This window comes from Agrobacterium sp. B1(2019), assembly GCF_008274755.1.
Classification (GTDB): Bacteria; Pseudomonadota; Alphaproteobacteria; order Rhizobiales; family Rhizobiaceae; genus Agrobacterium; species Agrobacterium salinitolerans.
In genome coordinates, this window is the sequence record NZ_VTPB01000002.1 from 353,832 (window position 1) to 367,137 (window position 13,306).

Genomic DNA, 13,306 nt, shown 5'->3' on the forward strand with positions numbered 1-13,306 from the left:
AACCGGCTTCGGAAAAATCCGAAGGACAAAGGACGCTCGAGATATGCATTCGAATCAGCCGGTGGAGGCGCAGAATCGATAGCATACGCTCAAGGCGCGAATGTGAACGACGCCCTGCCAGAGCATCATTCGGCTTTGTCTGCCATTGATTGGAGGGAATGACCCGACCGCACTTCAGGCAATGATGGTGTGCCTCTTTAGTACCCCGGCTGATGGAAAGCCGGCAGAGAACCAGAAAGGCCCGCACCGTCGTTGCTTCGTATGTCCTCGCATTTCCCGGTTGGCCGGAATAGCGACTGGAGGGGTTAGTTCCAGGTACCTTACCTAAATCCTCACCACATCGAGGACTCGGCGGACACACATGGGCACGTGCGACTTTGGGCAGCACGGGAGATAAGAATATTCGCAGTCATAATCAAGAGGATTTTTTCACCAAAGAGCGGATTTTTTCGGCAATGAATTAAGGGTTGAACAGTCCGTCCTCGCCGTTCAATTATATGGAACGAACCGGAGGATTTTCATGGACACGCTCACCCGCATCCGCGCCTTTATCGATGTCGTCGAAGCGGAGGGTTTTTCCGCCGCGGCGCGCAAGACAGGGCGATCCAAGGCGCTCCTGTCCAAATATGTTCGGGAACTGGAGGACGATCTCGGCGCGCTGCTCCTCAATCGCACCACCCGGCAGTTCTCGCTGACGGAGGCCGGGCACACCTATTACCGCACGGCTTCCGACATTTTGAAGGAGATCGATAACCTTGCCGATCTGGTGCGCGAGAAGAATGCCGATCTGAAGGGTAAGCTCAGGATTTCCGTTCCCCGCACCTTCATCGACGCCGATGTCGGCCAGAGCCTGATCGACTTCGCCAAGGAAAATCCAGAACTCTCGCTCGAAATCGTCGCGGAAGACCGATTCGTCGATCTGATCGAGGAGGGTTTCGATCTCGCGGTTCGGATAACCCGACTGGAGGACTCGGGCCTCATAGCCCGCAAGCTTTCCGATTTCCGGGTCTATGCGGTGGCGACGGCAGATTTCGTAGCGAAACACGGGCCACTCCACGGCCCGCAGGATTTCTCCCGCGTCCCCTTCATCATCGACACCAATACACGGTTTCACAATACGGTGCGGTATCTGGAGCCGGATGGCGGTTCGAACTCCGTCACCATCAGCGGACCAATCGAGGTCAACAGCCCGCAGGCGACGCTGCGCGCCGCCCGTGCCGGGCTCGGCATCGCGCTCGTGCCGGATTTCATCGCCAGACCCTATATCCAGTCCGGCGAACTGGTGACGCTGTTCGACGATTATATTTCCAAGGACAGGGGTATCTATGCGGTCTATCCGCATCGCCGCTACCTGCCCGCCAAGGTGCGCAGCTTCGTGGACTATCTCTCGGCCTGGTTCAGGAAGAACGGGTAGTCCGCAAAATGAAACGCCCGCCTTGCGGCGGGCGTCGGTACTAGCGGAAAATCAGATCAGAATGGCGAATCCGGGAAGTAGAACTGCTCGGCATTGTCCTTGGTGATCAGCGTCGCATCGAGGATATATTCACCCGCGACCGGCACCTGATCGTAGAAGTGCCCAGCGGTCAGTTGCATGGCTGTCGCCACCATTGCCGGCGGATAGAGTACGTCGACAGGCACCAGCTTGTCGCCGTCCATCACCTTCTTGATCATGTCCTTGGAGCCGGCGCCCGCAACGATATACTGGATATCGGTGCGTTTCGCCTGCTGGATGGCTTCCAGCACGCCGATAGCCATGTCGTCATCCTGACACCAGACCACGTCGATCTTCTTGTATTTGGTCAGATAGTCCTGCATCACACGGAAGGCGTCGTCGCGGTTCCAGTTGCCGTACTGGCGGTCGAGAACCTTGACGTTCGACCCTGCGATGCCCTTGTCGAAACCATCCTGACGCTGCTGGTCGATCGGGATCGGCAGACCGCGAATGACCACGACTTCGGCATCCGGCGTCGTCTTCTTGATGTATTCGCCGGCCACCTGGCCAAGCGCGGGGTTGTTGCCGGCAACATAGAGATCGCGGATCGAATTGTCGTTGACGCTCGGCGCGCGGTCGACCAGCGCGACGAAGGTGCCCTTGTCCTTGATCTCCTTGATGGCGTTGACCAGCGGATCGGGATCGGATGGCAGCACGACAAGCGCATCGAGCCCCTGCACGGCAAGATCCTGCAGCGCATTTGCCTGATTGGCGGCGTCCGGCGACGTCTTGACGATGACGTTGAGGCCCGGATGCTCCTGCATCAGCAGCTTCGCCACACGCTCGGCATGATAGACGACGCCCGCCGTCCAGCCATGATCGGCCGCTGGAATGGAAACGCCGATGGTGACCTTCTTGTCCTGCGCGTGAGCCGGACCCGCCAGCACCGCAGCCAGCGCGGCAAAGGCCACGCCGATGAATTTTCTACGCATAGTCTCTTTCCTCCCAAGACCGGGGCGTTCCTCCTTCGACCGCGCCTGCCCCACTGGCGCGGCGTGATACGTCACCTGCGGCTGAGCGAGCGCTGCACCAGCATGGCGATGATGATGATGGCCCCCTGAATGGCGCCGATCAGATATTCGCTGACGAAGTTCGACAGGATCATGATGTTGCCGACGATCTCCAGAATGAAGGCTCCGCAGATCGTCCCCCAGATGCGCCCTACCCCGCCTCTCAGCGCCGTGCCGCCGACGACGACGGCGGTGATGGCCTGCAACTCCCACAACATGCCTGTGGTGGCCGAAGTGGAAGCGAGGCGCGGCACGTAAAGCAGCACCGCAACGGCGACACACAGCCCCTGCACCACATAGGCGATGGTGCGCACCCGGGTGACCGAAATACCGGAATAACGCGCTACATCCTCGCTGGAGCCGACGGCCGTCAAATGCCGGCCGTAACGGGTGCGATAGAGCACGAAGGCGGCGATTGCAGCGGTGACGAAGATGACGATGACCGGCACCGGCACGCCGAAGACATTGCCGAAATAGACCGGACGATAAAGCGTCTGGATTTCTGGATTGCGCAGCGTGATCGCCCCGCCCTGCGACAACCATGTGGTCAAGCCGCGATAGATGCCCATGGTGCCGAGAGTGGCGATAAAGGGCTCGATACGGCCGATGGTGGTGATGAGACCGTTCGTCAGCCCACAGGCAGCACCTATGGCGAGCGCCAGCGCCATGGCGGTGAGCAGCATTAAAAGCGGACTTGCGATGACGCCGCTATTCATGAACAGGATCATCAGGCTGGCGACGAATGCGACCATGGCGCCGACGGAAAGATCAAGCCCGCCCGATGTGATGACGTAAGTTGCGCCGAGCGCGATGATGGCGATGAAGGCGCTGCGCGTAGTGACGTTCAACAAATTGTCGATGCCGATGAAATTGGGATTGGCGATGGCGCCGAGAACCAGCAGCAGGGCCAACGCCACGAACGGCGCGACGGCGCGCAGGTCCCAGTCCTTCGAGGTCTTCGGCGTTTTGCCGTTGTCAAATGCGGCCTCAGTCATATTTCCCCTCAGTCTCTTTTGTCAGGCCATGTTTCCCGGGACACGGGCGCTCAGGCGGGTTCCTGCGTATGAACACCCGTCGCCAGTGTCACGATGTCGTTCTCGGTCATGCGCTCACCCGTCACCTCACCGACGATCCGGCCCGACCGCATCACCAGAATGCGGTCGCAAATGCCGATCAGCTCCGGCATTTCCGAAGAAACCACGATGATCGAACGCCCCTCATCCGCAAGCCTGGCGATGAAGCGGTAAATTTGCTCCTTGGTGCCAATATCGATGCCGCGCGTCGGTTCGTCGATGATGACGATAGATGGATCGAGCAGCATCATCTTGGCCAGCAGAAGCTTCTGTTGGTTGCCGCCGGAAAGCTGGCCCGCCAGCAAATCCTTGCGGCCGGTGCGGATGTCGAAATCCCGGACCGCATCATCGAGCGCCGCCGTTTCCCGGCGGGTATCGATCTGAAACAGCCGGCTGAATTTCTTGAGCGCGGCAAGCGTGAGATTGACACGCAAATCCTTGGCGAGCAGCAGGCCCTTGCCCTTGCGGTCCTCGCTCAGGTAAACGATTCCGGCCTTCAGGCTGTCTTCCGCCGTTGCGAAATGCACCGGCCTGCCGTGATGACGCACCGTTCCCCGACCGGCGCGCAGGCCGAGTATTCCCTCCATGAGCTCCGTTCTGCCCGCGCCGACCAGACCGGCAAAACCGAGGATTTCGCCCCTGCCCAGGCTGAAACCGGCATCCTGAGCATAGGCCGGAACGGTAAAATGCTCCACCTGCAGAACCGGCTCGTGCTCTCCGCCGGCGACACGGTCCGGATAAAGCTTGGCAACGTCGCGCCCCACCATCAGACGCGCCATATCCGCAGGCTCCAGCGTCGATGCCGGATGGGAGGCGACCAGTCTGCCGTCTCGCAGAACCGTCACCCGGTCGGCGATCTCCTTCACCTCTGGCAGACGATGCGAAATATAAAGCACGGCCACGCCCTTCGCCCGGATGTCCCTGATGACATTCAGCAGCGCATCCGTTTCGATGGGGGTAAGGCTCGCCGTCGGCTCATCGAAAATGACCACCCGGTGCGGCACCAGCAGCACACGGGCGATCTGCACGAGCTGCCGCTGGGCAATCGACAGGCTGCCGACAATGGCGTCCGGATCGATCGTACCGCCAAGATCGGCGATCGCCTTGCGGGCGCCGGCGCGCATCGCGCGATCATCCACCGTCGGACCTTTGCATAATTCACGGCCGAGATAGATGTTCTGCGCCACCGTCAAATCCGGGGCCAGCAATATTTCCTGATGCACGAGGACGATGCCGCGATGTTCGGCGTCCACCGGTCCGGTGAGCGCAACAGCCTCGCCATCGATGCGGATTTCCCCGCCCGACGGCTTCTCATTGCCGGCAAGAAGCTTCATCAGCGTCGACTTGCCGGCGCCGTTCTCACCGATGATCGCGTGGACCTCGCCGGCCTGCACCGCAATCTCGATGTCCTTCAGAACCTGTACCGGACCGAAAGACTTCGATAGCCCAACCGTCCGGATCAAGGCCGGGTCTGGAGATTCGTCAGCAAAAGCCATGCGCCCTCACCGGTGTCCCGTAAGAACGGACGGCGCTTGTCCCTTAATTTTATTTGAAATGACCATGTGCGAACTCCTCCCAAAGCCCGAAGAAGAAGCTAGCGTTCGTTTTGAGGTACGTAAAGCAATTTTCGCTGGTCTTTTAGAATACACTCAAATTTGACCGTATGAACCGCAAACCGGAAGGTCCCGGAAGTCCCGTCATGATGCGGAGGAGCGCTGGAAACCCTTCATCAGGCGGTGCACGGCTTCGGCACCCTCCCTGGCCAGATCGAAACGCTTGCCGAACAGCAGCCAGTCGGAGCACATGCCTTTCAGCAGCCAGTATAGCGCATCGAGCGCAGAGTCCGCCGTCCAGTTGTCGTTGAATGCGCCTTCCGCCTGCGCCCGTGCGAAAGCGGCCTCGAGCCGATCCTTGTGATACCGATCCAGTTCTTCCTGCGCGTGCAGCACCGGAGCGAACTCATCGGAGTAATTGGTGCGCAGGCTGATGGTCATGATGCGCTGGCGCTGTTCATCTTTTGAAAGAAGCGTCAGCCATTTGCAGGCGGCTTCCTCGATCTTGGCGAGCAGAGCCAGCCCCTTGACGTCGGGGTCGCCGAAATCGAGCAAATCCGATTCCGGCAGGGACACAGATTGATAGAGGCCGATAAAGAGATCGGTCTTGCTGGAAAAATGCCAGTATATGGCACCACGCGTGACGCCGGCCGCAGCCGCCACCTCATCCAGCGAGCTGTTGGCCACGCCCTTTTTGAAGAACACCCGCTCGGCGGCGGCAAGGATCGCCTGACGCGTCTCTTCTGCCTCGGCCTTGGTTCGGCGCATGCTGATGCCTCCTTCCAGTCGCGGCACGGCGCTTTCGCACCGTACCTTGTTTGCAGTGCCGGGCTGTCAGCCAAATGAACGGATTCATGTGACTTTTCGCCCAGCTGTCACACCCGTTTTATTCCGCCGGCGACACAGCGTCAGCAGCAATCTTGTCCTCCTTCTTCCGATCCCCGAAAAACTTCATGACAAAGACGAAGAACACGGGAACGAAGAAGATCGCGAGGATCGTCGCCGAGATCATGCCGCCGAGAACCCCGGTACCGATGGCGTTCTGGCTCGCCGCGCTGGCGCCCGATGCAATCGCCATCGGCAGCACTCCGAGCGAGAAGGCAAGCGACGTCATCAGGATCGGCCGGAAACGCAGATGCGCCGCCTCCACCGTCGCATCATAGGTGGATTTTCCTTCCGCCCGCAAATCCTTGGCGAATTCGATGATCAGGATCGCGTTCTTGGCCGAGAGACCAATGATGGCGACAAGACCCACCAGAAAGTAGACGTCGTTCGGCATGCCGCGTAGCATGACAGCCGCCACCGAGCCGATGACGCCGAGCGGCACCACCAGCATGACGGAGAGCGGTATGGACCAGCTTTCGTAAAGCGCGGCCAGCAGCAGGAAGACGAACAGCACGCTGAGGCCGATCAGGGCCGGCGCCTGTGAGCCAGACTGGATTTCCTGCAGCGACTGGCCGGTCCATTCGAAGCCGAAACCACCCGGCAGTTCGCGCGCCAGACGCTCCATTTCGGCAATCGCATCGCCGGAGGAGTAACCCGGTGCGGACTGGCCGCTGATACGGATCGCCGGATAGCCGTTATAACCGACCACCTGCGAGGGACCGCGCACCCATTCCACCGAAGCGAATGAGCTGACCGGCACCATGCCGCCATTGGCATTGCGCACGTTGAGGTTCAAAAGATCCTCGGTCTTCATGCGCTGGCCCAGCTCCGCCTGCACCGTCACGCGCTGCATGCGGCCGGCATTGGGGAAGTCGTTGACATAGGACGACCCCATATTGGCCGAGATGGTGGCGTTGATGTCGCTGAAGGTCACACCGAAGGTATTGGCCTTTTCACGGTCGATGACGAGATTGACCTGCGCCGCATCCGGCATGCCTTCGATGCGAAGGCCGGCGAGGATGGGGCTCTGGCGGGCGGCGGCCATGAGCTGGGCGCCCGCCGCGCTGAGTGCGGTTTGACCGGCGCCGGACCTGTCCTGAAGACGGAAGGTGAAACCGCTCGAGTTGCCCAGACCCTGAATGGGCGGCGGCGACAAGGCAAAGGACATCGCGTCTGGAAGTCCCCACAGCTTGCCGTTGATCCGGGCGGAGATAGCGGCAGCCGAATCCTCCGGCCCGCGTTCGCTCCAGTCCTTCAGCGTCGCGAAAGCGAGACCCGCATTCTGGCCGGAGCCGGAGAAGGAGAATCCCGAGATCGCAATGACGCGCTCCACCGCCGGCTCTTCCATGAAGATTTTCTCGATCTGCTGGATGGATTGCAGCGTGCGCTCGGTGCTGGCTTCCGCCGGCGCCTGAATATCGACGATCAGATAGCCCTGATCCTCGTTGGGCAGGAACGAGCTTGGCAGCTGCATATAGGCCCAGCCGAGACCGGCAAGCAGCGCCGCATAGATGATCATGAAACGGCCGGAGCGCTTGATGATGCCCCCCACCGACGAGGAGTATTTGTGCGACGCCTTATCGAAATTGCGGTTGAACCAGCCAAAAAATCCTTTTTTCTCGTGATGCCCTGCCTTGATCGGCTTCAGGAACGAAGCGCAGAGCGCGGGCGTGAGAGACAGTGCCAGGAAGCCCGAAAACAGGATGGAAACCACCATCGTCAGACTGAACTGCTGGTAGATGATGCCAACGGCTCCGGGGAAAAAGGCCATCGGTACGAACACCGCGGTCAGCACCAGCGTGATGCCGATGATGGCGCCCGAAATCTGGCCCATGGCCTTGCGGGTCGCCTCCTTCGGCGGCAGATGCTCCTCCGCCATGATGCGCTCAACATTTTCCACGACAACAATAGCGTCGTCCACCAGAATGCCGATGGCGAGAACCATGGCGAACATGGTGAGCACGTTGATCGAGAACCCCGAGACATACATGACGGCGCAGGTGCCGAGCAGCGCCACGGGCACCACCAGTGTCGGAATGATCGTGTAGCGGATGTTCTGCAGGAAGACGAACATCACCACAAAGACGAGGATCATTGCCTCTATCAGCGTGTGAATGACCTTCTCGATCGAGATCTTGACGAAGGGACTGGTATCATAGGGTATCTCATACTCGATGCCCTGCGGGAAATAACGTGACAACTCCTCCATCGTCGCGCGCACGCCTTCGGAGGTCTGCATGGCATTTGCCGTCGGCGACAGCTGGACGCCGATGGCCGCACTGGGCTTGCCGTTGAGACGGCTCGAGAAATTGTAGCTCTCGCCCCCCACTTCGACACGTGCGACATCACGCAGCCGCACCGATGAGCCATCGGGATTGGCGCGCAACACGATGGAACCGAATTCCTCCGGAGAGGTCAACTGACCCTGAACGTTGACGGTGGCCGAAATCTGCTGGCCGACGGGGTTCGGCGATGCGCCGATACGGCCAGCGGCCACCTGCGAGTTCTGCGCCTGAATGGCGTTGATGACATCGTCCGAGGTCAGGCTGAGGCCCAACATCTTGTCGGGATCCATCCAGATGCGCATGGAGCGCTGGGTGGCGAACAGCTGCGCGCTGCCGACACCCGGCACACGGCGCAATTCACCCAGCACGTTGCGGCTGAGATAATCGCCAAGACCGATGGCATCGGTGTTGCCGTCGACGGAGGTCAGCGCCACCATCATCAGAAACGATGTGCCGGCCTGTTCCACACGCAGTCCCTGTTGCGTCACAGAGCGCGGCAGACGGGGTTCGACGCGTGCAATGCGGTTTTGGACTTCGACCTGGGCTTCACCGATATTGGTGCCGGGCTCGAAGGTCACGTTGATCGAAATACGGCCGGAGGATTCCGACGTCGACTCAAAGTAGATGAGACCGGGAACGCCGTTCAGCTCTTCCTCGATGGGCCGGGTAACACTCTGATAGATGTCTTCCGGCGAGGCGCCCGGATAGTTGGTGCCGATCGAAATCTGTGGCGGGGCCACATTCGGATATTGCGCAATCGGCAGCATGGGAATGGCGAGCAGGCCCGCCAGCATGATGAAGATGGCGACGACCCAGGCAAAAATGGGCCGATCGATGAAAAAACGTGCCATGGAAATCGGTCCTTATTGATTTGCGGCCGGGACAGCGCTCTCGCTGCCGGCGGCGGCAGTGACATCAGGCTCCGGCGACCACGGTTCCGGCTTCACCTTCGCGCCCGGCGCGGTTTTCTGGAAACCTTCGGCAACGACGCGATCGCCATCCTTCAGCCCCTCCGAAATCACCCAGCGATCACCGATGGAGCGTCCCACGCTCACGCGCCGCTGTTCGACCGTGTCTTCGGCATTCACGACAAGAACGCTTGCCTGCCCGCCCGCGTCGCGCTGGACCGCCTGCTGCGGCACGGCAAAGGCCGCCTTCTGGATACCCTGCTGGATCTGGACGCGAACATACATGCCCGGCAAAAGATCGCCATTCGGGTTGGGGAATTCGCCGCGCAACGTCACCTGGCCGGTGGTTTCATCCACCGCTGCCTCGGAGAACAGCAGGCGGCCGGACACCGGATAACGGCTGCCATCATCAAACAGCAGGTTGACTTCGGCCTCGTTCTTGCCGGTCATCAGCTGGCCGTCTTGCAGCGCCTTGCGCAGGCGAATGAGATCGGCGGCCGGCTGGGTAAAATCGGCATAGATCGGATCGAGCTGCTGGATCGTCGCCAGGCTTTCAGAACCGGTCGCGCTGACCAGCGCGCCTTCGGTGATGCGCGCCCGGCCGATGACGCCGCCGATCGGCGCCTTCACATCGGCATATTGCAGATTGAGCCTTGCTTCCGCAACGCCGGCCTCCGCCACCGCCACTTCGGCATCGGCTTGCGCCAGCAAAGCGACGGCATTGTCGAATTCCTGCTGAGAGCCGACATTGGAGCGGCGCAGCTGCTGCTGACGGTCGGCGGTCTGCCGCGCCTGCAGTTGCGCGGCCTGCGCCCGGCGCAGCGTACCCTCGGCGCTATCGACGCGCACCTGGAAGGGTGCGGGATCGATCCGGTAGAGCACGTCGCCTTCCTTCACCAGCGAGCCCTGCTCGAACACCCGCTCGACGATGATGCCGGAAACGCGCGGACGTACTTCGGCAAGCCGCGTCGGCGCGATGCGTCCCGGCAATTCGTTGGTGATGGGCAGTTCCTCCGGCTTCACGGTCACGACCTTGACCGCACCGGGCGGCGGGGCGGCGGGCGCGGACGCCTGCTCGTCGCTACACCCGACCAGGACGATGCCTGTCAACAACACCGCTACGATCTGCCCAAATCTCTTCGCCATACTGCGCTCCGAATCCATAAAATAGGTCACATTTACATACATACTAATACGTATGTAAAATTTCGGCAATAGAATTGCTGCAGTGCAAAAGTGCTCTCACGCGCTTGTGAAGATGTGTGCGACCCTGAAAGAACACCAAGGAAGAGCGGAACCGTGAAATGCGAGGGAGAGTCGGGCCAATTGCGCCGACGTCATCCTCGGGCCTGTCCCGAGGATCTGCCACCGTATCGATTTTATTCGACGTGGTTAGATCCTCGGCACAAGGCCGAGGATGACGTTGAGGGAATGCTCACCCTTCATCACCGACTTCAAGAGACTGCAGCCTGTCCGGAAATTTAAACCGGACAGCAGTAAGACAAGCGCAGGGATGTCGTCGAGACCATGCAAACCGTCGCGGAAGACAAGAACTCCCCTCGCCTTTCCTTAGGACAGACGTTTCAGCGAGTTCGGCTCCGGCTGCGGGCCGCCCTTCGTCGTGTCGTTATTGTCGGCGGCTCTGTTGCGCAATGCCGCATAATAGGCGTTCTTCTGCTCGTACATATTCATGTCGGCCCGGCGCACCAGCGATTCCATCGTCTCGCCGGCCTCGCTGGTCGCCACACCCAGCGAGAGGCTTAGCGGCGCGCTGGAATAGAACTGGTTGTTAATCTTCAGCAGTTCGTAGACGGTTTCCACCATGGCGGCGGCGACCTGCTTGTCGGCGCCGGGGAGAAGGATGGCGAATTCGTCACCGCCGATGCGCGCGGCATGGTTCGGCGCAGTCACCACACCGTTCAGCACCTCGCCCACCCGCCGCAGCAACGCGTCGCCGGCATCGTGGCCGAGCTTGTCATTGGCATCCTTCAGGCCGTTGAGATCGATGACGATGGCGGAAACCGGCCTGAGCGCGCTGCGCTCCAGCCGGTTCAGCTCGTCCGAATAGAAAGCGCGGTTGTGCAGCTTGGTCAGCACATCGTGCTTGCCGAGATACTCGAGGTAGGCTTCCGCCTTCTTGCGCGCGGTAATATCCGTCAGCGCCACCTGCACCAGCGACCAGTCGTGCTCATGGCCCGGAAAAACGGAAAAATGCAGGAGAACGTGCCGCTCCGAGCCGTCAAGCGCATAATTCACCACCTCGCGATGGTGGGTGAGATTGCCGTTCCAAAGCTCCATCAGCTGTTCCCGGAACGGCTTTTCCATCTCGCCACGGAAAATATCGCCTAGCCGCTGCAACAGGACCTGCCGGTCCGGCGCGCAGAACAGGTCAAGCGTCGCGCGGTTGACGTCGATGACGCGGATTTCGCTCATGCATTGCCGCACGAATTCGGGATGCACATCCATGAACACGCGGAAATCGACGATGCCGCGGTCCCTGACCTCCTCGATCAATCGCCGCACCCGGCTGAAATCTTCCACCCACAGGGAAACGGGTGAGTGTTTGAACATACCTTCGGCATAACGACGGTTGAGAAGCTCCTTGCGGCGGGCTTCCTCCCGCTCCGTCACATCCTCGGTGGTCAAAAGCAGCCGCCCGAGTGTTTCTTCGTGGCCGGGAATGACCGCGCCGCGCAGCTGAATATCCAGTCGCTTGCCGCCGATTGAATAATTGACCGCGTTGCTGGTGAACTCCGTCTTGCCCGCCCAGAGTTCGGAAAGCTCGTTCACATGGCTTTCCAGCATGTCGTCACGAAAAATCCGGTGCAGATTGTCAACGAGATGCGCCTGATCACGGGCCTCGAACAGCTCCAGCGTCCTGGGGTTGACCTTAATCACACGGATTTTCTGCGAACAGGCCGCTACCCTTGATAAATCTTCGAGAAGAAACGCCCTGATATCCTCCACGCCCTGAGACCGCCAGATATCGAACTGGCTTTTCACCTCGCTGAAATCTTCTATCCACATCGCCACGGGCGCAAGATTGAAGATGCTGGTATCGGTCGTCTCACTCATGCGGGCATTCTTCTTGAGGTAAATGCGGATGAAGGCCGAAAGGGTGCGGGGCAGCAATGGCCGCCCGCATCTCCGGATTTATTAGGGATATTCGATTTAACGCAAGCATTTATCGCGCAAACCGTCAGATTGGGCGATAATTCCTGAGCTTTGTGACTATGATGCCCGTTACCAGAGCTTCACGTGGCGGTTCACATCCTTGTAGAGCAGGTAACGGAACCGGCCCGGTCCACCCGCATAACAGGCCTGCGGGCAATAGGCGCGCAGCCACATGAAGTCACCCGCCTCAACTTCTACCCAGTCCTCGTTCAGCCGGTAGACGGCCTTGCCTTCCAGGACATAAAGACCATGTTCCATCACATGGGTTTCCATGAAGGGAATGGTCGCGCCCGGCTCGAAGGTAACGATGTTGAGATGCATATCATAGCGCACATCTTCCGGATCGATGAAACGGGTCGTTGCCCATTTGCCTTCCGTGTCAGGCATGGCCGACAGGGCGATCGCGTCTTCATGCGAAAAGATCGCCGGCGGCAGCTCCAGTCCATCGACCGCCTGAAACGCCTTGCGGACCCAATGGAACTTGACCGGCGCCTTGCCCGAATTGCGAAGCCGCCAGCGGGAACCGGCAGGCAGGAAGGCGAATGAACCCTCCCGCAGCGCGTGCTGCACGCCCTCGAATTCCACGGTCATTTCGCCGTCAACGACGAAGATCGCGGCTTCAGCCCGCGCGTCCGGTTCCGGCCGCTCACTGCCGCCGCCCGGCTGCACCTCGACGATATATTGCGCGAAGGTTTCGGAAAAACCCGTCATCGGCCGGGCGATGATCCACGCGCGAGTGCCGGTCCAGTGCGGCAGAACGCTTGTTACGATATCGGACATGACGGTTTTGGGAATGACCGCATAGGCGGTCTTGAACACCGCCTTGCTCGACAGAAGTTCCGTCTGTCCCGGCAGACCACCCATATCCGAATAATATCTCTTCATTTCAGCCATTCCATTCAGCAACGCATTCGGCGCGGATTCTT

The 13,306-nt window shown here is 60.1% G+C and carries 9 protein-coding genes; 1 reads left to right on the top strand and 8 read right to left on the bottom strand.

All coding sequences use genetic code 11. The features are described from left to right. Window positions 1-520 precede the first annotated feature (520 nt). The gene (locus AGR1_RS16470; protein WP_077984248.1) at window positions 521-1,414 is read left to right on the top strand and encodes a LysR family transcriptional regulator; all 894 of its coding nucleotides are present in this window, start codon (window positions 521-523) and stop codon (window positions 1,412-1,414) included. Between the two features lie 56 nt (window positions 1,415-1,470). Here the strand turns inward: AGR1_RS16470 and AGR1_RS16475 are convergent, their stop codons facing one another. The 8 genes from AGR1_RS16475 to AGR1_RS16515 form a co-directional block, all read right to left on the bottom strand. Beyond that, entirely contained in the window at window positions 1,471-2,424 is a 954-nt protein-coding gene (locus AGR1_RS16475; protein WP_077984249.1) for a substrate-binding domain-containing protein, read from the bottom strand. A gap of 71 nt (window positions 2,425-2,495) precedes the next feature. Next, window positions 2,496-3,497 carry an ABC transporter permease gene (locus AGR1_RS16480; RefSeq protein ID WP_077984250.1) on the bottom strand — a complete coding sequence of 334 codons (1,002 nt, stop codon included), beginning with the start codon at window positions 3,495-3,497 and terminating at the stop codon, window positions 2,496-2,498. Window positions 3,498-3,547: 50 nt separating this feature from the next. Beyond that, window positions 3,548-5,071 carry a sugar ABC transporter ATP-binding protein gene (locus AGR1_RS16485; RefSeq protein ID WP_137411705.1) on the bottom strand — a complete coding sequence of 508 codons (1,524 nt, stop codon included), beginning with the start codon at window positions 5,069-5,071 and terminating at the stop codon, window positions 3,548-3,550. Window positions 5,072-5,272: 201 nt separating this feature from the next. Next, a complete protein-coding gene (locus AGR1_RS16490) occupies window positions 5,273-5,896 on the bottom strand; it encodes a TetR family transcriptional regulator (RefSeq protein ID WP_149147596.1) in 624 nt (207 codons plus the stop codon). Between the two features lie 118 nt (window positions 5,897-6,014). Beyond that, window positions 6,015-9,149 (bottom strand): efflux RND transporter permease subunit, encoded by a 3,135-nt coding sequence (locus AGR1_RS16495; protein WP_149147597.1) that lies wholly within the window; start codon window positions 9,147-9,149, stop codon window positions 6,015-6,017. A 12-nt stretch (window positions 9,150-9,161) separates the two neighbouring features. Beyond that, the gene (locus AGR1_RS16500; protein ID WP_149147598.1) at window positions 9,162-10,352 is read right to left on the bottom strand and encodes an efflux RND transporter periplasmic adaptor subunit; all 1,191 of its coding nucleotides are present in this window, start codon (window positions 10,350-10,352) and stop codon (window positions 9,162-9,164) included. Between the two features lie 423 nt (window positions 10,353-10,775). Next, a complete protein-coding gene (locus AGR1_RS16510) occupies window positions 10,776-12,281 on the bottom strand; it encodes a sensor domain-containing diguanylate cyclase (protein WP_142911846.1) in 1,506 nt (501 codons plus the stop codon). A gap of 168 nt (window positions 12,282-12,449) precedes the next feature. Next, a complete protein-coding gene (locus tag AGR1_RS16515) occupies window positions 12,450-13,274 on the bottom strand; it encodes a bifunctional allantoicase/(S)-ureidoglycine aminohydrolase (RefSeq protein WP_149147599.1) in 825 nt (274 codons plus the stop codon). Window positions 13,275-13,306: the final 32 nt, after the last annotated feature.

Coding starts and splice junctions, on each gene's coding strand:
- AGR1_RS16480 (WP_077984250.1), bottom strand. CDS start 3,497: ATGACTGAGGCCGCATTTGACAACGGCAAAACGCCGAAGACCTCGAAG.
- AGR1_RS16470 (WP_077984248.1), top strand. CDS start 521: ATGGACACGCTCACCCGCATCCGCGCCTTTATCGATGTCGTCGAAGCG.
- AGR1_RS16475 (WP_077984249.1), bottom strand. CDS start 2,424: ATGCGTAGAAAATTCATCGGCGTGGCCTTTGCCGCGCTGGCTGCGGTG.
- AGR1_RS16515 (WP_149147599.1), bottom strand. CDS start 13,274: ATGGCTGAAATGAAGAGATATTATTCGGATATGGGTGGTCTGCCGGGA.
- AGR1_RS16485 (WP_137411705.1), bottom strand. CDS start 5,071: ATGGCTTTTGCTGACGAATCTCCAGACCCGGCCTTGATCCGGACGGTT.
- AGR1_RS16510 (WP_142911846.1), bottom strand. CDS start 12,281: ATGAGTGAGACGACCGATACCAGCATCTTCAATCTTGCGCCCGTGGCG.
- AGR1_RS16500 (WP_149147598.1), bottom strand. CDS start 10,352: ATGGCGAAGAGATTTGGGCAGATCGTAGCGGTGTTGTTGACAGGCATC.
- AGR1_RS16495 (WP_149147597.1), bottom strand. CDS start 9,149: ATGGCACGTTTTTTCATCGATCGGCCCATTTTTGCCTGGGTCGTCGCC.
- AGR1_RS16490 (WP_149147596.1), bottom strand. CDS start 5,896: ATGCGCCGAACCAAGGCCGAGGCAGAAGAGACGCGTCAGGCGATCCTT.